This is a genomic window from Rossellomorea arthrocnemi (assembly GCF_904424705.1).
In the GTDB taxonomy this organism is placed as follows: domain Bacteria; phylum Bacillota; class Bacilli; order Bacillales; family Bacillaceae_B; genus Rossellomorea; species Rossellomorea arthrocnemi.
On record NZ_CAJGBF010000006.1, the window covers coordinates 67822 to 89375 of the forward strand.

Consider the following 21554-nt stretch of genomic DNA (forward strand, 5'->3'; position numbering starts at 1 on the left):
AACTTGTTCCTTTTTTATTTCTTCTGTCTCATTATTTCCGCAACCTACCAAAGAGAAAATTGTTAATAAGGATACAAATATAGCAGAAATGTTTTCATAAATTCCTCCCTCTTACTTATTTAATTTTGCGTATTTGTGTAGACGAATAGTAAAAAATTTCAATGTTCATTTTCATATTCAATTAATCTGCCCTATTAATTGAAGGTGGCCAATAGCCGGAGATCAATTAGCTAGCCTTCAAATTACCCCCATAATTTGAAAAAATTAGAATTTGCTGTTTGTTTTCATTATGTTATATATTACCATTTATTCACTAACTTACTTTTAACCGTTCTAGAACTTTATCTAAGTCATTAATAAACAGAGACAAGATATCACCTTTTTCCAGGTTTTTATTCTTATGGCCCATATCTCTCCTTATTGACAACAACAAATTTTCCATTATTTGAATTGACTCCAGAGATAACTCTTGACCAGATGTTCGATTTATAAAGTAGTCTCTATATGATTTATAGGATTTAATAACATCTTCAGAGCCCCATAGAATTAAGTTCTCTGTAAATTTAGACATAGACTGAATTAACTCTTTTTCAGTTAAAGAATTACCTGTTTTACTTCCCATTAGAACTTTGAAAAGAAGTTCAACTAATTCCTTGTAAGTTTCAGATTTTTTCTCTCTTAAATGTTCCTCAATCTCCATCTTCTTTTCTAAGTATTTGGGGATTGTTATTGTTAAAGATGTTGCAATAATTGCTATTAATCCAGTAATCAATGCTGCAGATATCCTGGGATCAACTGCTAAGATATGACTATACAGCCAACCTAATGTTTTAAAAACTCCATAAAGTAATGCTCCTAATAAACCCAATCCCAATATAATATTTAGTGTGTTTTTCATGTTTCCTCCTACTATTTTTATAGGTAAAAAAAAGAATTACATCACTACCAATTATTTCAAAATTTCTAACTTAGAGCAATACTCTTCTTCCATTAAATGGCCCTTTACTTGAATAAAAGTGAGTGTCCTTATACTGACACCCTTTTCATCGCTAACAAAATAAAAGAGTTCTGTAAAAGTCGTTCCCAACAATGGGCAAATAGTCAGGCAGAAAAACTAATGGCTGCCGCAGCTCAAAACCATTTCAGAAAGCCTTATATCATAGCCTTTCTTTAAATTTGCATATGTATATTAACATGCTTCTTGAATACAAAAAACATCTATCCACGCTTGAAGACGAGATAGATGCTTTGGCAAAGCATATTGAAGAGTGTAAGATTATCCGTTCCATCCCTGGAATCGGTGAAAAAATCGCTGCCATGATTATTTCAGAGATTGGGGAAATTGATCGGTTTAATCATCCTAAGAAACTAGTAGCATTTGCCGGAATCGATCCGAGTATCTTTGAATCTGGTACATTCAAAGGCACTTTAAATCGAATTACCAAACGAGGTTCTAGCAGACTAAGACAGGCCCTGTATATGGCCGTTAAATGTGCCATTCGAGATTGTCGCAAGCAGAAAACGACAGATGAAATTATTCCCCGCAACAAGCGATTACGAAAGTTTTACGATAAGAAACGCGAAGAAGGAAAACCCTTTAAAGTAGCAGTGATAGCATGTGCTAATAAACTCTTACATTGGATTTATGCACTTTTAAAAAACAAATCGGCTTTCCAAGATCTAGCCTAGTTTAAAAGTATAACCAGACAGCCCGAAACTTTCCAAACATCGAAATTCGGAAGTAATAGTTTGTCAACATTTTCAATAAAAACTTAAAATATCTCATGCTATACTAAATTTATGCAAACCAAATCTGGTTTAATGGAATAAAGGGATTGTTGGACAACGTGTGGAATAATGAAATACGCCAAGGCTCCTTTGACTAATGCTTTATTATAAATATCTTATAATTATAAAGGTTTTCTTATCCAAAAAGAGCCCACCTCCACATTAGAAATAGTGGAGGCAGACCTCATAAATTATTCAATAAGAATTTTGTTAATATTAGGTGTAATTTTCATTATCATTCAGAGTTATTAATTAGTATTTTCCTCTAAAAGATTCAGAAGGAAATCTGCAAAAGAATCGAACTCTAGTTTTAATTCTTGTTTTTCATATGGAATTCCTTCGACGAATGAGTATACTTCACCATGGCTATCCCCTTCATCACAATCAATTGCATAATACTGGTTATTATATCCTAGATTGTAGATAACCAAGAGATTACTTGCTAGTTCCATTTCTTTTCTTAGTAATTCTGTAATCCAAATTGTGCTCGGTATTCCACTCGGCTCAATCCCTACACCATAAATTTCTTCACTAAAAATATCGCCTAATCCATATTTAAGAACAAATAATCTAAATGAATCTGGAAAAACTAGTCCTAAACGGTTTTCAGCTTTCCTTACTTCTTCTTCACTCACAGTTCCTAGTAAGTCGCAATCATCTTCATATTCCTCTATCAACTCAAACGCTTTAAATATCGATTTCATCTTAAGTCCTCCTTATTTTCTATTTTTCCAATACTCTTTTCTCCATTTATTAAATGATTTCCTATCGATTTCACTTCTACCTTTTCTTTTGTGTAGGACTTTACTGTATTTTTGGTGAATACTTGCGGTTACTTCTACTATAGAGCCTTTTTCTTTTTGTCCAATATGATGGAGGTTTATTGGCTTTCCATCTTTACCTAAAGGAGCTAATCCTTTTTGGGCCCTTTGAGAATTCGTTCTACCTCTAGCATCTTTTTTGTTCCAATCGATATAATTTCTTTGGTATACTTTCTTACCTCCTGATTTCTTAGGTGACCATTTGCAAGAGTTATGTGTCCAGATTCCAATATTGCTTACATAATATGAATGATAGTCTTTAACCTTGAAGTTGTAAACAGTCACATGCTTCTTTATAATTTTGATATTAGTAATGGGTAGGGTTAAATTATTATCAGTGACTAACTGATCTCCTGTCCTTAAATCCTTAGCCTTAACCCAACCTTCTCCGTCAACCCAAAACGGATGTTCATCAGTGGTTTCTATTTTCTCACCGTCGATGGTCAATTCGTATATTTCATCTACTTCTCTTTCATATAACCATTCGACTTCTTTGTAATCTTGATCACCTGTATTTTCATCTTTGGCAAGAACTTGGTCTCCTACCTGTATTTCTTCAATAGGCTTTTCACCGTCGATGGTTTTAACCTTAGTACCTAAAGTGAAACAGTTACAGTTCTTGCTGGCATTCACATTTCTTTTCGACCTAGATTTCTTCAAAGATGAAGCGGTGAACTTCTTGGTTTTTTTCGCCTTTTTTCCGTATTTAATACCCGTTTTAGCCGCCTTTACAGCCCATTTCGCTTGCCCAGCACCTGGAATAAAGTTACTGGCAATCGAAGCTGTGGCACCGGCTTTATGGTACCATTTAGATTTTTTACTTCTGAGCGTTTTAATGTCGTTTCCAATGTAGTAGTTGTACCCTTTTTTGGAATACTTCTTCGTTGCTTTCCATACTTTTTGCAGCCACTATTTTGGAAAGGGTCCCAGTGCCGTTATGTTCATAGTCATAGGTTCGAATCATGCTACCTGTCGTCTCACTGTAACTTTTATTAACGATTCTTGAAGGATTAATTTTTCTTGAATTAAATTATAAAGTTTAGTTCAAGAAACCTCTTATCTAGTTATGTGGTAAAATTTAAAAATCAATCTTTTTGATTTTCTTATTGATGTAATCTCTATCTTTGAGAACAAGAAGTATAGAAAACATTACTTCTAAATAGATTAAGAATACATCCTTTTGACATATGGAATTAAATTCAATAAATTAGAATGGTTTTTTGTCTCTATTCATAAGGAATTCATTATAAAACTTTCTTATAAAATCTATAACGTTTGGGTATATAAGGAAGACCCCAATAACGGAATCCTCCCTTTAACTATTTTTTCAATCCTTTAACCCTTAATCAGATTTCTCCAAAAATATGTTCATTGGATCCGGATACTCATTAGAGTATATTGAAAATATTTTTCTTTTCTCATCTAAGTATTATTCCCAATATTTATACAAACGCTTTTCAGTTAACTCTAAACTCCCATAATCAGGACCATCCATAGGCATGTACCTAACAAGTTTAGAAATGCTTTCAGGGTACTCAAAGTCGGCATATATTTGCTCAATTTGCCCCTTCTTTAATGGTGATTTGGGAAAGGGTCCCTGGTTAATTGGATTACTATGCTCCCATTCACCATCGCAATAGGTTTTAATCCAATTTTCTATCAATTTAAAAGAATCCATTTCATCCCTTCTTTCTACTTAGGTATTTCTCAAGATCTCAATTTTCGAAGGGGGATATTCAGAAAACTAAAATATATAGTTAATTTTTAACTCGTGCCAAATTTCAATTAGTTTATGCCCATCGACTTTAGCATTTAAAAATAGTTCTTCTGTAGTGCAGAATTCTTGGTAATTTTGACTATGATATTTTGATAAGCTAAAGAGCTCCCCTGTATTAATTATTGTAAACTTGTCTTCTTTGTAATAGAATTCAATGTCATGACCAATATTGAGAAGCATTACAATTTCATTTATCGTCGGCCTTTCCACATTGGTTCGCCCTTTCCTCTTTTAGGTTTGTTTTTTTCCCATTTCCATTTGTGCCTATGCGGTCCCCAAGGGTGGTACTTTGGTTGACCATGATCATCATAATCCATATCTTTCTTTGCACGTCCTTTATTATCATAATATCTTTTCTGCTTAGCAGTGCCATTCTTATTATAGATTGTTTTTGAACCATTCTTTGGTCCGTGTAAAGGTAAACTACTTTTTCCATTCTTCTTTGAAGAAGAGAAATATTGTAAGTTAACACGAAGCTGTCCTTTTTTAATTTTAGCAGGAGATTTTTTGCTTACAGACACATTCCTATTTGATCTAGACTTTTTCAAAGATGAAGCGGTGAACTTCTTCGCCTTTTTCGCCTTTTTCCCGTATTTAATACCTGTTTTAGCTGCTTTTACAGCCCATTTCGCTTGCCCAGCACCTGGAATAAAGTTACTGGCAATAGAAGCTGTGGCACCGGCTTTATGGTACCATTTAGACTTTTTACTTCTGAGCGTTTTGATGTCGTTTCCAATGTAGTAGTTGTACCCTTTTTTGGAATACTTCTTCGTTGCTTTCCATCCTTTTTGCAGCCACTTAGGCGCATGGCCATCTGGATCAATATTATTTACCGGATCGGCATCAGCATATAAATAACGGTTTAATGATGTAGGATCCTCTTCCGTACCTTCATATTCATCAGGAACAATAAAACGTCCAGTAGTTGGGTCGTAGTCTCTCCATCCCATCAAGTAAAGGTTTGTATCGGCATCATACAATACACCATATTTTCCAACATAACGATACACATTAGCTTTGGCAAGGTTTTGGTCCCCTGTAATAGAGGTTACATTTCCCCACTCATCATAATCATAGGTTGCTTTAACATTACCAGCAGCATCCGTAATGGCAATGACATCGCCTCTTGCATTGAACTGATAGTAATAAACCACTTCATCTAAACTAAAACTCAGTAGGTTCCCATCTGCGTCTCGATAATATTTGACTCGTTGTTGTTGTGATGGGCCTTCGATTGTTTCTAAGAACAAACCGCCGTTCGTATCTAAGTGATAATGATAGTGAGTGTTTTTAGTCCCATCATTTACGTTCTTAGCGATTCTATTCCCATCTGTGTCATATTCATAGAGTATTTCAGGTTGTTTTTGCCCGTTAACCGTTTTATTGACCTTCATCAACTGATCATCACTATTGTAATCATAGTTTGTGACGGTTACATTTGCCCCTTCTTTAATGGTGATTTTGGAAAGGGTCCCAGTGGCGTTATGTTCATAGTCATAGGTTCGAATCAGGCTACCTGTCGTCTCATTGTACACCTTTTTTTGACGAATTCGATTTTCTGCAAGATACGAATATTCTTCTACAACTTTTCCAGTTGTAAGGTTTTGAACTTTTACTATATTGGAATTCGCATCATAGAAGTACTTAAGTTTTTTCCCATTTGATTCAACTGTTTCAAGTTGACCTGACGCTGTATATGTGTACTTTTTCTTTACAGTTCCCTTATCTGCAATCTGTACGATTTGTTCAGTATCAGAATGTGTATACTGTAAATCTGAAATTGTAGTCTGGTTATTCCGATTTGTCGCTTTTAAAGATTTTACTTTGGATCCTCCATTGTATGAAATAGAGGTTTCGACCCCTGGGCTAAGGATCTTTGATAACGAACCATCAACCAAATATTCATAATTAAAAGTGTCGAAGTTTGGTGTCACAATCTTTTTAGTACGATCATTATCGTCGTACGTGATAACGGTATCACCCAAAGCGTTTTTCAACGTCTCTTCGTTATTTTTATCATTAAATGTATTGGTTGTCGTCGTGCCTGTATGACTAATGGACTCAGATAACAATCGGTTGTTTTTATCATAGACCGATATTGTCTCACTATTGAAATAGCCATCGCCATCTGGATCTACAGGTAAAGGAACAGGATTTGTTTCATCATAAATCCATGTATTGGTGACATTTCCATTCCTATCATGATAGTATCTACTCTCTGTCTTCTTACCATCTTCAAGGTTAACGCCAGCTTCTTTAACTAATCGCCCTAATTCATCATAGACATACGTATTTTCTTTAGAAGTGGTAGAATTAGTACCTTTCGTTTCTGCAATACTTTTTTTCTTTACTTGTCCTATTGAATCGTATTCATAAGAAGTAACCTGTAAAGTGGTTTCTCCTGTAGTCGGATCTGCAACTTCATTTGTCTCTGTCTTAAGCTGACCTTCTTCATCATACGTCCAATCTGTTACAGAGCCAGTTGCATCCACTAGCTTGGTTTTATCCCCAGCAGCATTGTATGTGTATGTGGTTTTTTTACCCTCTGCATCTACAACCTCTTTTAACTGTCCATTTGCTTCATATATATAAGTGGTCGCACCTAACTTATCATGAGCAATGGCTTCATTGCCTAGCCCATCATAAAGTGTCCAAGTCTCTACAGGTGGAGTTGAGGAGTCTTTACTATAGATGGCGTTATTATTCTTATCATACTGAAATTCCGTCCAATTCCCTGCTCCATCAATCGTTTTTATGACATTCCCAACAGAATCATACTTTGTCTGTTCAACAAGCGTATTTTGATCCTTAGTTGGATCTGAGTACCCCGTCATTCGATTTAATTCATCGTATCGATAATAGGTTTTTCCTTTTGGATATAAAGTGGAGGTCACTTCATCCCAGGCAAAATTTTCTTCTGTTACTTTATTATCATTTGAATCATACGTAAAACGCAATTCATTGCGTAAGGGATCGATACTCTTTGTCTGTCTTCCCAGAGCATCATACTCATACCGAAAGATGGACCCATTTCCATCTTTCTCAGCAACTTTTTCCCCAAGTGCGTTATACTCGTCTATCTCTGTAATAGAGATAACCTCTGACTCTCTTGGAATCTGAGAATCATAGAATGTTCTGGTTACTTTGGGATTCCGTATCAACACCTGGTGATTTTGTTCATCATATTCATATTCAACTACTTGAGCTAATGCATCCGTTTCTTTAATTAAATTACCAATTGGATCATATTCGTACTTAGTCATTTTCCCACGACGATCCGTTTCTTCAAGTAATTGACCATCAGCATTATAGTTAAATTGAGCGATTTGTCCTAACTCATTAATCTCTTTTTTCTTGTTTCCAAAAACATCATATTCAAATGTTGCTTTTTTACCATAAGGATCATACGATTCTATCAAGTTTAAACCGTTATCTGAATATTTATTTGTAGATATATAATTTGTCTCTTCAATACGTACATCGTCCATCAGTACAGGAGATGTCCCAGCATTCACTTTTACTTTCACAAAAGAAGCACCTGTTGGAATGTCAGAAACAACATGCTGTAAACTCCAAGCCGTTGAGCTAGATGGGGCACTCGTCTGTGTACTTATCAGGCCTTTGTCCTGATTGAGGAATTGAACAGAAACAGTCGCTCCAGTTCCTTTCATCCATACCAAAGCTCTAATCGGAAGATTCCCTTTTTTCACCGGAATTAATTCTGATTCAACATTCCCACTAACCGATAGGCTTCTACTGCCACTGCGCTTATCAGTTGATTGATACGAAGTAGCTCCATTCACAGTCCAGTTAGGAACAGATGAACCTTCTCCTGATTCGAAACTATAGTTCGGAATAAAACCATAAATGGGTCCGCGTTCATATTTGGTTTCAAGAACATTCCCATAAGAATCATAGGTATAACTCTCTTTAAAACCATCAACATCCATCGTCCACTTACGATTACCCTTTGTATCATAATCATATGTTGTAATTCTATTTAATGGGTCTATCTCTTTGCTTATTAAACTCGTTCCAGACTTATATTCAAATTGTGTAACTGGTGTATAAACATTGCCGTCAATATCTGTTGTTTGCGGCTCCGTTTTAGTTAAGACATTTCCTCTTCCATCATAAGTATATGAAGTTTTATACCCTTTTCCATCAAAGGATTCTTTAAGCTTATTATTTTCATATATGTTTCTTTCTTCAATCTTAATTCCACTCGGATCATCAATACTTTTAACTAAATTACCATACTCGTTTATCTCATAGTCTGAAATGTTGGACTTGGTTGGTCCAGTTTCCGTTACTCTTGTTGATTTTTTTATCAAATCGTAATTAAATGATTCATCCAAAGAGAATGCTTCATTCTTTGCACCAGTTGCAGCATTGTAAGAAGTTAACGAACTTTTTACGTTGACAATTCTGTGACCGTTATAGTCATAAATTACCTTGTTTTGATTTGGATTTGTATACTCCTTCAATTTCCCATCAGCATTATACGAATAACTCATCGATCGATAGAGTTTGGTATCCTGATCAAAGTATTCCACTTTAGACAACAAGTCGTTTGTATAGGAATAATGAATTCTTGTCCCAGCAAACGTTGTTAAGTCTGAAAGTTTATTACCTTGATAGGTGAACGAAATGATTCGTCCTGTCGAATCTTCTATTTCCTTCACGCCATCCGCATCGTATCGAATTTGAATCTTATTCCCATTCCGATCTTCGTATGAGATCAGCTGCCCATTACTATTGAAAGAATACTTTAAACTTGATTCATCTAAATCTTCTAAAGTGTATTTCCCATCACTGAGTTTTGTTAAATTTCTGAATACTCCCAAAGGAGATGTATAAGTAGCATCAGAATTCTTACTAAACAGATGTCTTGTTCCATCTTCATCAGTAAGTAAAATATCACCATTTACTTGCTCGGAAATAGACATATCATGATTGAAACGCCAGCCCTTTCCTAGCGATACGTCAGAGTCATCCTGACTATTGTACACGCGTAAAATGGAAGTATCTAACCCTCTACCGTTTAAACTACTATCTGTAAATAAAGCATAAAGGTTTCCATTGGCTAGGTTTACTTTGGATGATCCATATCCCGATTGGATATCTTCATAAGCCCAGTAGTCTTCTTCCCCCAGCATTGAAACAAGGGGGTCAACCCACACTATTTTCGAAGCAACTGAGGTATTACCAGCCTGGTCTGTAACCGTTAGCTTCAGGGTATATAATCCAGCTTGTAAACCTGTAGTATCCCATACACCCAGTTCACCTTGACTAATAACACTATTTTTGGTTGAGACCACAGTCCAATTACTTGGAGTTTCTCCCACTCCATAACTTAGTGTATAGTCTTTCAAATCATTATCCGTCGCTGATCCATTAATAACTTTCTTTCCATTTACATAGTCTAAACTATTAGGAGAATCAATCTTTGCTGTCGGGAAAGAAGTATCTAGAGTAATTTTATCCGAATAAGCAATCGATTCATTTCCACTTGCATCTTTATAGTTAACCGAAACTGTCTTTTCACCATTTGAATTGGACAGTGTCCATTGCTTGGAAGACGAGTAGTTTTCATAAGTTGACCATGAGTTGCTCTCGTTCTTAAACTTCTGATAATAAGGTCCATTTGCATTATCATCCAGTGAGAGTTGCAGATTGACATTAGGTGAGTTTGTTAACGCCTCACCATTATTGATGACGATATTTCCTGTTGGCGGGGTAGTGTCTACTACTTTAATATTTTTGGTGATTGAGTCCCCAAATCGTCCAACATTTAATTTCAACATTTGCCATTCACTAATATAGTCACCTGGATTTTTGTTTCCTACAAATGTGAGATTAAACGTTTTCTCTTGCGTTGTACCTATTGAGTCACTTGAACTTAAAGGCAACCTTGTATCCTTTGTCAGCGGGTCCGTTTCTTCTTTAGAACCAAGATAGATACCATCTGAAGAGGTCCATGTTTGGAGACCTTCGTTTTTTACAGTTATAATGACATTGTAATTTCCACTTGCCTCCATTTGGGCAGGGAATGAGTAGTTTGATATCGTTGCGTCCAATTGCTTCCTGGCGACATCACTTCCGTTATCCGAATTCGTTGAAATATTCCCTTGATTGTCTACCGCAGTAACGTACATGTAGTATTTGGCACGTGCTACAGCATTAGGAATCGTATAAGAATTCGTGGTAACGAAAGCTGATGCAACGTCCTTAGCTCCAGGACTTGTACCAACGTATACGTTATAGCCTTTCAGCCCAGAATTACTATCAGATGATTTGCCCCAAGTAAAAGTGAAATTGGAATTCAATTTATTAGAGGCGGTTGGTACCCCTGGCTTGCTAGGCTTAGTCTGATCAGGGAGAGTAGGCATATATGCACCTGACTGTGACGTTTCACCATAAGCATTATATGCTTTAATTCTAAACCAGTAATTTTTATTGGTAGGATAAGTACCACCTGAATTTTTATATACCGGACTAGGGTCATCAGCCAATTCAGTACCTGATCCATCTAACCGTAGCGCATAGGACCCTTGTTGGATTTGAGTAGCGGTTGGCCATAATTTTTTTCCTTTTGTAGACCAGTTTGTTACATTACCAACATTAAATTCCTCATAGCTTTTCCCATTATAAATTAATACTTTATATCCAGTTGCCCCCGTGACAGGTGTCCAAGTCAAATCAACATGACCTGTTCCTGAACCTGACCCATTTCCAGCATAAGTACCAGAAGGGGCCGTAGGAACTCCCGTGTAGGTGACAGCTAAGTACGGTCTTGATGAGGAGGCATCTGCTGAATTGAATTTTCTATAGGTTCCTAGAGTACCTTCAGATGTAGATCGTAATACTAGCCCATTCTTAGCAGTACCGTCATACCATTTGTTGACTAAATCAGTTACATTTAAGGTCGCCCATCCATCTCCACCATTAACTGGTGTGCTACCATAGGACTTAGTCGTGTCAATACTTGGTTGACTATTCCAAGTAACCGAATTGACAGACCAAGCGGAAGATACCCTTTGGGCGTATAAATTTGTATTAATGGTATTGTATCCATTGCTAAATTTATATGCTTTTAATTCTGCTTTGACCAATAGACCACCATTTAATGCTGGAAGGCTGTTAGAAAAATTCATATATGAACGGGTAATTCCAGTAGAATCTGCATACCCGGTCCTTAAATCAACGCTATTGTAATAATTATAAGAAGGATAATCTTGCATTACGTACGTGTCTAGAGTGTTAGAAGAACTGCCACCTAAATTGACAGTTGGATCAATAATGATTGGAAAAGCTCTCTCAGGATCTTGGACGTATTCTTTATTCACTTTCAAGTGAATAGATTGCTTGTTTCCATTCTCTATTAATGAGTAACCAATTGCGTGTGAAAATACTCCTTTTGCATCCTCCATATAAGGAGGTGTCATGAGCCAGACTAGCTTGTTTTCTTTATTATAAAACTCAATATTTCGACCTCGTTGTATAGCTGTTAAGGACCCAGTTATGGAGAAAATATATTCTGTTTGACCTTCTTTTGTGTTTAGAATAATATCCTCTTTTAACCCCTCTGGTAAAAGAGTGTATTTGATATCCGTATCTTTAAATACATTGTGATATTCAACTTTATTCTCTTCTAGTAATACCCCGGCTTCTTTTTGAGCATTTTGTAATATGAACCCCACTCGTTCTTTCCCAAGAGTGATTGAAACCAGTTCTTTATTTTTCTTTACTTTCTCCGCAAAATCAACTGAAAATTTATTTTTTTCAGACTTTAATTTAAATTCTTGTCCTTTACTTCCCTTTATTTCTTTAACTTCATTTTCAATCGGCTGTAACATACCCTCACTATCTTTGTAGTGAACCGCACCGGTATGGACATCCGTTGTATAACTTAAATCACTATTCTTATAGGTTTTACCATTTATCGTTCTTCGATTCTTTACTTCTTCAACCTTTTCCACATTTTCAAGTAGTGATTCTTCAGTTGAAACTTTTTTTGGCTTTGCTGTTTTATTTTTTTCTTTTTTCTCTTCTTTCTGTGTTTCCTCATTGTGACTTCCACCATGAGCAAATACATTACTTAAAGGGATAGACGAAAATAACAACACAAATGCTACTAACGACAATACAAACTTACCCAAAAACCCCTTTTTACGTTCCAAATTCTTTTTCCTCCGGTCTATTATATAAAATGATTTCAATAACCAGATTCGTATCTTTCAATCTAGTAATTACACTCCTCTCTTCAAGAATATTTTAGCTATATTTTTACAAAATACAACAAAAATTTATTTAAATACCATGGAAATTTATTGAAGTACAATGAGCTGATTATCACAATTAAAATTCTTCAGAAATAATAGTTCCATATTTTTAAGAAACTGAAGATTTTCTATTTACTCACTCTATAACCTTTAGAAAATTAACATTCCATAAAAAAGCCCAAAGCTAAAGCTTTAGGTTTTAAATATCTGTTTTAGTAGAATATTTAATTAAACTTTTGGTGTTGTTTCTTACCTCCACTCATCGTACAACAGTTTCCAAGCAAGACTATAGAGCCTAGCATATAGTTGAGTCTGATGGGGACTAGTATGTCCTAAAAGAACTTGAATACATCCAAGCGGCATACCTTTCCGTGCTAAATGTGCAGCGCATGTATATCGTAAAGTCTGTGGAGTAAGTCGAAGCCATAATATATTTTTCATAGTCCTCAAACTTCTTCTGATTCGGCATGTCGTTAATGGGAATTTACTGGGTAACATGTGTAATAACGAAAAACGCCAAGGATCACTTTCTTTAAGGGCTCCTTGGCGTTTTTCATTTATTTAGTTAGTTGCGTTAATTACGATTTCACGCATAGATTGGTAGATATCTATTATTATAGATAACCTCCCCTTTGTTCTGAAGAGTGACACAAAAATACAGATTAAACTGACACAAAAGTCCAGACGTTAATTTTGTGTCAGTTGCCTGATCTTCAATTAACGCCCCAGTTAACTTAAATGTAACTCTTCTCAAATTCCAACAAAATTGAGTACGCATCCCCTTTGAAATATATGATTTAATGATACTCCATTTGTCAGGAGTGGATTTTTTATTTACTTCTTCCGAATTTAATATTTCTATTTCCCTAATTAATTGTTTACTCGTTTTTAGCTAAGATTATTTATTTAAATTAGTAACCATTAGAATGAATTAACTAACCTACTTCTTTATTTTTTGAAATTTTCCTCTCCAATTCATTTAAATTCTGTTCTAAGATATTTGTAAAATGTGTTCTTCTTTCTTTATCTTTTGAAGTTATATAGATAGGTTCGCCAAATATAAGATAAGGTTTTTTTCTTAAAAACAGTTCTTTTAAGTTGTCTGGACCTTGATAAGCTACAGGGATAATTGGGACATTAGAATGCTGTGCAATTGTAATGGCACCTTGTTTCAAAGCTATTTGTTCATTAGTTCTTGTTCCACTTGGGAAGATTCCAATTATTTCTCCTTTTGATAGAAGCCGTTTGGGTATTTTTAGAACACTTGGCCCAGGATTATTTCTATCTACGGGAAAAGCATTTAACTTTTTTAATAACCAAGATAATATCCCATTATAAAAAAGTTGTTTTTTCGCCATATAATGTATTTTAGAGGGTAATAAGATAGTACCCAGGTAAATAACATCAACCCAGCCTGTATGTGTACACGCTATAACATAAGGGCCATTAGTAGGTAAGGTTTTTATATTGTAAACATCTATTTTTCCAAATACCCGTAAGAAAATTTTTAGTATATAAGCAATAAAATAATACAAATCGATCCCTTCCTTCAATTTAGCAATTGGTAATATAATCCACGCTCATTCATTTTAACACTTACTATTGATAGTTGGTACTAAATTTGTCACTTACTTTAGTGATAAAATCGAAATAGCCCTACTCCATATTGAAGTAAGGCACTCATAACGATGCAAATTTAACTTTTATTTTATTTACGTATTTCCTTGAAGTATCCAGATTCCTTCTTCAACTAAACTGCTCGATAATGGAAGAATGCAATTACCTGGCTGATCTTCAGTTATTGCCCCCGTTAGCTGAATAACAATAATCAATAAATTTTGGAAATTATTATTTTCCTATACATCCCATTCATCATAACTGGTGAATCTTCTTCTACCTTTAAACTATTATTATTTTTTGGAATTATTTCTTCAAAACTTCGACCAATATCAGTTCCTAATACGCTAATAATTGGTCTTATAAGCACTTTTGGTAATGAAAGCTTTTTATTTTTAGGGGCGAATTTATCAAAAATAATTATTTTTCCTTCGTTCTTTAAAACTCTCGTGATTTCTTGAAAACATTTATTAGTATCTGGTACAACGGAAAGTATTAGATTTGCTACTACATAGTCAAAAGATTCATCTTCAAAAACCATATTTTGAGCATCCATCTCTAAAAATTTAATCGTGGAATCTTTGAACTTTGTTTGTGCCTTTTCAAGCATATCAGGTGAATAATCAATGGCTGTGATATCTAAGTCAGAGTAATTGATTAACTCTAAATCAGCTCCCGTTCCTATGCCAACAAACAAGATTTTTTGTTCTCTATTAAAGGGTATTAATTGGATAATTTGTTTTCGGGCATTTAAGAAGACACCTGAATTAAAAAATTTATCATAAAATGGAGAACCGATTTTATATATGAATTTATTCCAAGAATTATTCAGACCCCTACACTCCCATACAATAGTAATTATATTAATTAAAAACCTTATTTTTTAATCATAAATTTCTTATGTTCTTATTAAATTATTCTGCCCTTTAGTTGAACAAAAGGATTGCTGTTATGCAAACGGATTATTCTTCTTTCTTTTTAAAATATAATCCTAATAAGGTGAAAAATGTTACCTCAACAACAATAATAACCCACAAAATAGGTTGGATTTTTTCTAATGGAGTTCCACCGACACCACCATTTGCAAACCTATATAACCAGACATACTCTCCCCACATTATTATCCCAATGATTTGGGTAGATAACGCTAAGACAACTAATGATAAGAACTTTATCAAAATCACTCCCCCTTTTTTCGAAAACCTCACATCCCGTTTTCACCATAAAAATCCATTATACATTCTTCAATATAACTGCCCTATACTTGAACAAAGGTCGGCTACTATTTCAGCATATGCCCCCTTTTTGAATAAGATTATTAAAATGGAACATAAAAGGGCTGTTCTTCTTCATTTAATATCTTAACAATTCTTTCTCTGAAATTTGACCAAGTAACCATATTTAATACTTCTTCCAAAGTGAAAAATCCAACATCTAAACTTTCACTACTTGTCTGCGGTTTACCACCTGTCGCTTTTGCAAGCCAACAAGTAGCGCAAACATTAGCCTGTATATTTTGATAAATACCACAAAATCTAATGACTTCAATGTCAATTCCTGATTCTTCTTTCACTTCTCTTATGATCCCATCCTCAATGGTTTCACCTAATTCTATTACACCGCCAGGAAACTCCCAGCCTCTTCGTGGACCTTTAATAAGCAAGATTTTTCCTTCATCATTAAGAACCACAGCACCTGCCGAAAGTGAGTGTCTTGGCATAGTCATACAAAAACCACCTTTATTTGAGATGTAATGTTTGCTCTTTTATTCCCCCTTATTCAACAAACCTGCTCCTTTAACTTAATACCAATTATTTCAAATTCTAACTTCATACTCAAGAAAAATATTCATAATAAAAGAGCTTACCTGATGCTGGATAAGCCCCGAAAGTTAAGTTTATGTTCGAATGTTAGTTCTTTTTCTAGATTTAAGCCCTTAATGCTTTTAGCTCATACTAACTTGAAAAAATATTATCCCATTACATCTTTCAGATGGTTATTTTGTCTCTTTAAAAACAACCAAACTACAAAAAGAATACTAAAAATAATAAACATTAGTATAGGTGCCTGAAAAAAGCTCCAAGTGCTTGGTCCGTAATAGGTTAATTGGTGATGTCTCTCAATAGTTTTTTCATAAGAACTCTTATATTCGTATTGAATACCCCATTGTTTATTCGCCATCATTACGGTTCCTAAGTCATAACCACTAGGAATAATTGTCTCTCTCTTCCCCAAAACACCCTCGTCTCCAATGACAATCGCGGCTTTACTGTACTCAATAGGATAGATCGTTGTAGGTTCCTGTTTTACAGAAGGATTTTCCTGTAACCGATCTTTTAAATTTGCTGCTGGAAAAACAGCTAACAAATTCAGTTTTTCATTATACTTTTTAAAAATGGTAAGAAGTTGTTTTTCTTCTTTTTCAGTCACTTCTGTTGAGGCTCCAAGAATTTGAAATACATCATCCATAATAGCTTCTTTTTCTTGGTCTACAACTTCTAGATTAGTTACTTCTTCTTTATATTCACTAAATTTTTTATTTGATTGAATTAGAAAAACGAATCCAATCAGCAAGGAGAAAAGTGTAGCTATAAGTAAATAATTCGTCAGCTTCTTTTGAGCATTGAAGAACCTGGATACTTTTTGAAATGGTCTCTTAACTTCCACTTTATATACTTCATCCATGTTATTAGATAAATCAACATTATTTTTCATACTTTCTAATACTTCTCTACAATTTTTACACGAATTCAAATGTTCTTCAATAAAATGAATACTATCTTGGCTGCACAAATGATCAATATAAGAAGGGAGTAAATCTCTTACTATATTGCATTTATTGTCCATTGTTATCCTTACCCCTTTCCCTTAATTTCATTTTAGCCCTATAAAAAGTAACTCTCGCCCAGTTTTCATTTTTCAATTGAATTTCTCCTATCTCTTTGAAACTAAGACCCCCTAAGATCCTCAAAAGCAACACCTCTTTATATGGTTCTTCAAGGAAGTGAATAATTCGGTAAAGGGCAATTTTGTCTTCCGAATAAATAAATTCAGCTTCAGGAGAAGTATGTAATACGTTATCTTGAAACTTATGTCTTTGCTGTTTCTTATTTTGTTCAAGGTGCTTATAATAAGAGTGCTTCGCTATTTGACAAAGCCAGACTGACATTTTACATTTGCCATTATATCTATCAATGGATTTTACAGCTTGATAGAAGGTTTCTTGTGTTAGTTCTTCTGATAAATCTGCGTCGTGACAAAGACACATTAAATATTTGAATACTTCTTCAGCATAATTGCTATATATTTCATCAAGTTCTCCCAAGCCTTTTCCTCCTTTCGTCTATATATCCGATTCAAGTCAATTTCGTTACAAAAAAAACTATTTTTTATTGGCATTAGAAAACCGCCGAATTAAATGGCGGCGATTAGTATATAAATTATATAATTTAAAAAGTAACCTAACTTTAAACTAGTTCTGCCTGGAGAGTCCGTCCTTTTGCAACCTTGTCTAATTTTAGCATAAATATCCAATATTTTTTCAGAAACCTTATTCCATTAAATGGCCCTTTAACGGAATAAGGGTTTGTTATAAATTCAACGAACAGTCCTGGTTTTTTTAATAAAAATCTAAAATGGAATCTCAAACAACTGCTTCATTTCATCTAATAATCCCTTTTGTTAAAATCACTGTACGGGAAAATGAAGGTTCCATTTTCCAAGGCATAAAAAGCAAACGGTGCTTTTTTACCTGATTGGATTTCCTTACCTTCTGAAAATACAAACATATACGTGTCAGTTTCTTTCATCTTTTCCATTGTTTCTTCCGTGCGGATTTTTTTGACTTCAAGTCCTTCTGCCATAGTCAATATCTGTTCTATTTGTTGCTTATCATTCACTACCTTTGTCAATTCTTCAGAAGATGAATCGTTTTCTACTTTTTGAATAAATAATGATCCCGCTTTTTCTTTATTCTCTATTTCAATAACTTGTTCACCATCGGAACAACCACTCATTATAAACACAAGGATTGATAGACTTAAGATTGGCTTTTAATTGTTATTCCCCTCCTTTTTCTTTAAATGACCTGCCATTTTACTTATTGTCTTCTTTTCTAACATTAAGCTGCCTGGAACAATGTAAGCATAATAAACCCATAGCTATAAAAATGAGGAATGGTATGATTGTAAGTCCAGGCATAATAATGGTCCAGTAAAGTAGATATGTACTTATGGCAAATAGAAACCAGCTGATGATGAGTAAAAAACTTGAGGTAAGTTCTTTGAATGTATTCAAGGACCACTCCCCCTATATTTATAAAAATCCTCACCTTACTTATTCGAAACTGCCTTCCGAAAGATCTTCATACTATAACGGCCCCAATCTTCTTTTAGATCAGTGAGATGTACAATACTCCAAGCGTTAAAGAAGGTTTGTCCGCGTTTGTTAAAGAATAAATGATCGTCAATGCAAAAGGATGCGTGTTGAATGATTCCGTCTGAGTTTTCCCAAGTAACCACGTCACCTGCTCTACTATCTTGAGAAGTGATGGCGTGATAATGCTCATTTTCTAGACTTTGAATAAACGTTTTCGGATGTACCCATTCCTCTATCATCCATTCTTGTTGAGTGATGGCGAACAGTGTTGCCGATAAGCAATTACTACCTGTGGTGGAAGGAAAGGTGTTTGCAAACTTCATTATGTGTGGAGGTGTGTTGGTCGGATAGTCGTAGCAAGTCCAATCCTCCCATTGTTGCGCGATATCTTTCATGAGATCTTTCTTACTAGTATAAGAGAGTTCTTCCCACATCGATTTATGAAAGACTACATACTTCTCTCCCTTCACTTCAATCATATTTTGACTGAGGAATGAAATGTCTACAGAGAAGTCAGAGATTGGATGAATCAATCCCCTGCCCACTTCTTTTTGAATCTGAAAAATGTCTATTTTCTTTTTAGCAGGAAGCTGATTAACCCAGCCCGAAGGTGTCACAAGAACATAGTTTACGTCCTTTGATATATTCCAGTACTCGTAGCTGTTCACAAGTTGTATTTGTTTGTAAGAAGAATGATTATTGAACTCCTCGTGAGGAATGACCAAAGCATTATGTAAATATTCTTTAAAGCTGGCAAGTTTATTCTCAGGAAGGAAAAACAGGTCTTTATCAGGGACAAATGTCTTTATCCACTCTTTCAAAATATCAAATGTTGGTTGGATCTTTCTTTTCAACTACACTCACCTCTATAGTCTGGAGTAATTTCTTGAAGGACTAACCCCATGCTTTCATATTAGGTTAGCTGATGTATGTAAGATTCATAATCTTATGTATATTTTAACATAATTAGCCAAAATCACAGGGTCAACATCCCCCCAGAGCAATTCAAATATGTTGGAGATATACGTGGTTGACGGGGTAATGTCTCCATTTTCATCAAAAAAACGTCCCGTGGTCAGCATCGGGGACGTTTTTCCTCTCATCTCATACCATTGAAAAGGGGTATAGAGCAGATTCATGCGAGATTTACAATTAACGTGCGGGAATTGGAATGATCATGCGGCTTTCGTAAGAATCGTGCGGGTTTCAGATGAAATCATGCGAGATATTGGATCATCATGCCGCAGTGTCGAATTTTCTTTATCTGTGAGGACTGAAAGCACCACGGGGACAGGTCCTTTATCTTCAACTCAGCAAGCTCCCCCTCATCCAAGCCCGCTCCCGAAATGGTCCGATTGGTAGTTGGATCAAGGTCGTTCGGTTCTCAGAATCCAGTTTGTAGATCCTATCCGTCAACGTTGTATCAAACCCAAGGAGGGGGTGGCCGCCAAAGCCGGCGGCAGACGTGGATAAAAGCAGGCGCTGGACGAGCATTCCGGCTTCCATTTGCATGATTCTGTAGCCTCTGTACCCCAGGGTGTCTTTGTAGTAGTTTTTGTTTCCGATAATATGAAGGCACACCGGTACCTGAAGTAAATTGACGTTATCAAGTGACAGACCTGATTGGAGTCGGAGACGATAATCCCCTGTATCGATTTCCCGCAAGGAATGGCGGAGGCTGTCATATGCGTATGCTCCATTAGGTATTCCTTCTACATTATACAAACAGGCGAAAATAGATACGCCAGGTACTCGGCCGTCAAATGCGTTGTCTAGGTCACTTCTATAAGAATAGGAATGTGTTGCTCTTTTCAATAATGCCGAAAGTCTCTGCTGGCTGACCTTCCCCATGACAAAATCCATTTCCGGTGAATAGCGTTTTTGGCATGCTTCAGCGAAATCATAGGATAAGGATTCGATTCCCGGCAAAGGGATCTCTTTTTCTCCCGTTCTAAAAATTGGTGGTTTTCCAGGTTTCTGAAAATCGCCTGTCGATTCCATTTTGGAAGCTTCATTCATCTCCAGTAACCGGGGAAACTCTCTCATTCTTTTAGACCGCTCGTAAAGTTCTGAAGATATAGCCGGCAGCTCCCGGCATAATTCTTCAGTGGTGAATGGCCGCTCCATTCCCCTCCCGGTTCCAGTCCAACTCGTTACAGAAACGGAAAGGGGGATGACGGAATAGACGCTTTCTTCTTCCTCGGTAAGTCCGAGCAAACGGTTAATCGCAGAATCGAGAAATTGAACATACACCCCTGACTCGAATCCAAATCGTTTGGCCGTTTCCAGCAGCTGTCCCATGAGGACACCTGCATCCAGTGCCTGCAGCCGATAGGAAAAGTTGTTGTATTTAAAGAAGTTTTTCCAGAATCTTGTTGTGACCAAGACCGTGGCAAAACACGTTGAGATGTCACTGCGATTGCCGAGTGACCGTTCCAAGAATGAATCGACATTCCCTTCCCGGAGTAGGACAAGGCAATGGTGGGCGACATCATAATGATAGATTCCATCCGGCAAATCATCCAACTTTAAATAGAGATAGAGTTCATTCGGGTACAGCGCCCCTCCCGATGGAGCAAACCGCCGACATGAGTGGACGGGGTAAGATTCTTCCTCGGAATCATCAGGGTCCACCGACTGGCTTACCCCGGTGATGCCATAGACGTACCAGAGGAAATGACCGATTCGTTCTAACGTGGGTGGTAACGGCGGCTGACTCTCAGTGAGTGACACCGGTACATCTGTAGACAATGGGACTGTCGGCAGTCCCCGGTATAGCTTATACGGAAGGGGCGCATCCTCCCAGTCCACTTCCCAGTTTGGCTGATTGGCCCGGTTGATATCAAATTGCAGATTGTACAGAAATTGTTCCAGACTCATCCTCCTTAC

At 35.9% G+C, this 21554-nt stretch carries 15 protein-coding genes and 1 pseudogene; 1 reads left to right on the forward strand and 15 read right to left on the reverse strand.

What is annotated here, in order from left to right; genetic code table 11:
* Positions 1-313: 313 nt before the first annotated feature.
* Positions 314-898: a hypothetical protein gene (locus tag BAA9072_RS10615; RefSeq protein WP_201714652.1), complete on the reverse strand. Its 585-nt coding sequence runs from the start codon at positions 896-898 to the stop codon at positions 314-316.
* Positions 899-1045: 147 nt separating this feature from the next.
* On the opposite strand from BAA9072_RS10615, the pseudogene BAA9072_RS10620 reads away from it, so the two are divergent.
* A pseudogene (locus BAA9072_RS10620) lies at positions 1046-1689 on the forward strand (IS110 family RNA-guided transposase); the annotation flags it as partial.
* A 347-nt stretch (positions 1690-2036) separates the two neighbouring features.
* Here the strand turns inward: BAA9072_RS10620 and BAA9072_RS10625 are convergent.
* From BAA9072_RS10625 to BAA9072_RS10690, 14 genes are all read right to left on the reverse strand, one after another.
* Entirely contained in the window at positions 2037-2492 is a 456-nt protein-coding gene (locus BAA9072_RS10625) for an SMI1/KNR4 family protein (RefSeq protein WP_201714653.1), read from the reverse strand.
* A 12-nt stretch (positions 2493-2504) separates the two neighbouring features.
* On the reverse strand, positions 2505-3242 hold the full coding sequence (locus tag BAA9072_RS24215; protein WP_230980824.1) for a polymorphic toxin-type HINT domain-containing protein: 738 nt from the start codon (positions 3240-3242) through the stop codon (positions 2505-2507).
* Between the two features lie 796 nt (positions 3243-4038).
* Entirely contained in the window at positions 4039-4287 is a 249-nt protein-coding gene (locus tag BAA9072_RS10635) for a DUF2247 family protein (protein WP_201714654.1), read from the reverse strand.
* A gap of 290 nt (positions 4288-4577) precedes the next feature.
* Positions 4578-12569, reverse strand: a complete 7992-nt coding sequence (locus BAA9072_RS10640; RefSeq protein ID WP_201714655.1) for a DNRLRE domain-containing protein — start codon at positions 12567-12569, stop codon at positions 4578-4580.
* A 351-nt stretch (positions 12570-12920) separates the two neighbouring features.
* Positions 12921-13169: a tyrosine-type recombinase/integrase gene (locus BAA9072_RS10645; protein ID WP_201714656.1), complete on the reverse strand. Its 249-nt coding sequence runs from the start codon at positions 13167-13169 to the stop codon at positions 12921-12923.
* Between the two features lie 437 nt (positions 13170-13606).
* Positions 13607-14206: a lysophospholipid acyltransferase family protein gene (locus BAA9072_RS10650; RefSeq protein WP_201714657.1), complete on the reverse strand. Its 600-nt coding sequence runs from the start codon at positions 14204-14206 to the stop codon at positions 13607-13609.
* Between the two features lie 293 nt (positions 14207-14499).
* Entirely contained in the window at positions 14500-15120 is a 621-nt protein-coding gene (locus BAA9072_RS10655; protein ID WP_201714773.1) for a class I SAM-dependent methyltransferase, read from the reverse strand.
* 130 nt (positions 15121-15250) lie between these two features.
* Complete coding sequence (locus BAA9072_RS10660; RefSeq protein WP_201714658.1) at positions 15251-15466, reverse strand: hypothetical protein; 216 nt, start codon at positions 15464-15466, stop codon at positions 15251-15253.
* Positions 15467-15606: 140 nt separating this feature from the next.
* The gene (locus tag BAA9072_RS10665) at positions 15607-16014 is read right to left on the reverse strand and encodes an NUDIX hydrolase (protein ID WP_201714659.1); all 408 of its coding nucleotides are present in this window, start codon (positions 16012-16014) and stop codon (positions 15607-15609) included.
* Positions 16015-16259: 245 nt separating this feature from the next.
* The gene (locus BAA9072_RS10670) at positions 16260-17135 is read right to left on the reverse strand and encodes a zf-HC2 domain-containing protein (protein WP_201714660.1); all 876 of its coding nucleotides are present in this window, start codon (positions 17133-17135) and stop codon (positions 16260-16262) included.
* Entirely contained in the window at positions 17125-17613 is a 489-nt protein-coding gene (locus tag BAA9072_RS10675) for an RNA polymerase sigma factor (protein ID WP_201714661.1), read from the reverse strand. Before BAA9072_RS10675 ends, BAA9072_RS10670 begins: the two co-directional genes overlap by 11 nt.
* A gap of 340 nt (positions 17614-17953) precedes the next feature.
* Entirely contained in the window at positions 17954-18304 is a 351-nt protein-coding gene (locus tag BAA9072_RS10680) for a hypothetical protein (RefSeq protein ID WP_201714662.1), read from the reverse strand.
* Positions 18305-18619: 315 nt separating this feature from the next.
* Complete coding sequence (locus BAA9072_RS10685; RefSeq protein WP_201714663.1) at positions 18620-19519, reverse strand: hypothetical protein; 900 nt, start codon at positions 19517-19519, stop codon at positions 18620-18622.
* A gap of 451 nt (positions 19520-19970) precedes the next feature.
* Positions 19971-21545 carry a SagB family peptide dehydrogenase gene (locus BAA9072_RS10690; RefSeq protein WP_201714664.1) on the reverse strand — a complete coding sequence of 525 codons (1575 nt, stop codon included), beginning with the start codon at positions 21543-21545 and terminating at the stop codon, positions 19971-19973.
* Positions 21546-21554 lie beyond the last annotated feature (9 nt).

Coding starts and splice junctions, on each gene's coding strand:
- BAA9072_RS10615 (WP_201714652.1), bottom strand. CDS start 898: ATGAAAAACACACTAAATATTATATTGGGATTGGGTTTATTAGGAGCA.
- BAA9072_RS10625 (WP_201714653.1), bottom strand. CDS start 2,492: ATGAAATCGATATTTAAAGCGTTTGAGTTGATAGAGGAATATGAAGAT.
- BAA9072_RS10635 (WP_201714654.1), bottom strand. CDS start 4,287: ATGGATTCTTTTAAATTGATAGAAAATTGGATTAAAACCTATTGCGAT.
- BAA9072_RS10645 (WP_201714656.1), bottom strand. CDS start 13,169: ATGTTACCCAGTAAATTCCCATTAACGACATGCCGAATCAGAAGAAGT.
- BAA9072_RS10665 (WP_201714659.1), bottom strand. CDS start 16,014: ATGACTATGCCAAGACACTCACTTTCGGCAGGTGCTGTGGTTCTTAAT.
- BAA9072_RS10670 (WP_201714660.1), bottom strand. CDS start 17,135: ATGGACAATAAATGCAATATAGTAAGAGATTTACTCCCTTCTTATATT.
- BAA9072_RS10680 (WP_201714662.1), bottom strand. CDS start 18,304: ATGAGTGGTTGTTCCGATGGTGAACAAGTTATTGAAATAGAGAATAAA.
- BAA9072_RS10690 (WP_201714664.1), bottom strand. CDS start 21,545: ATGAGTCTGGAACAATTTCTGTACAATCTGCAATTTGATATCAACCGG.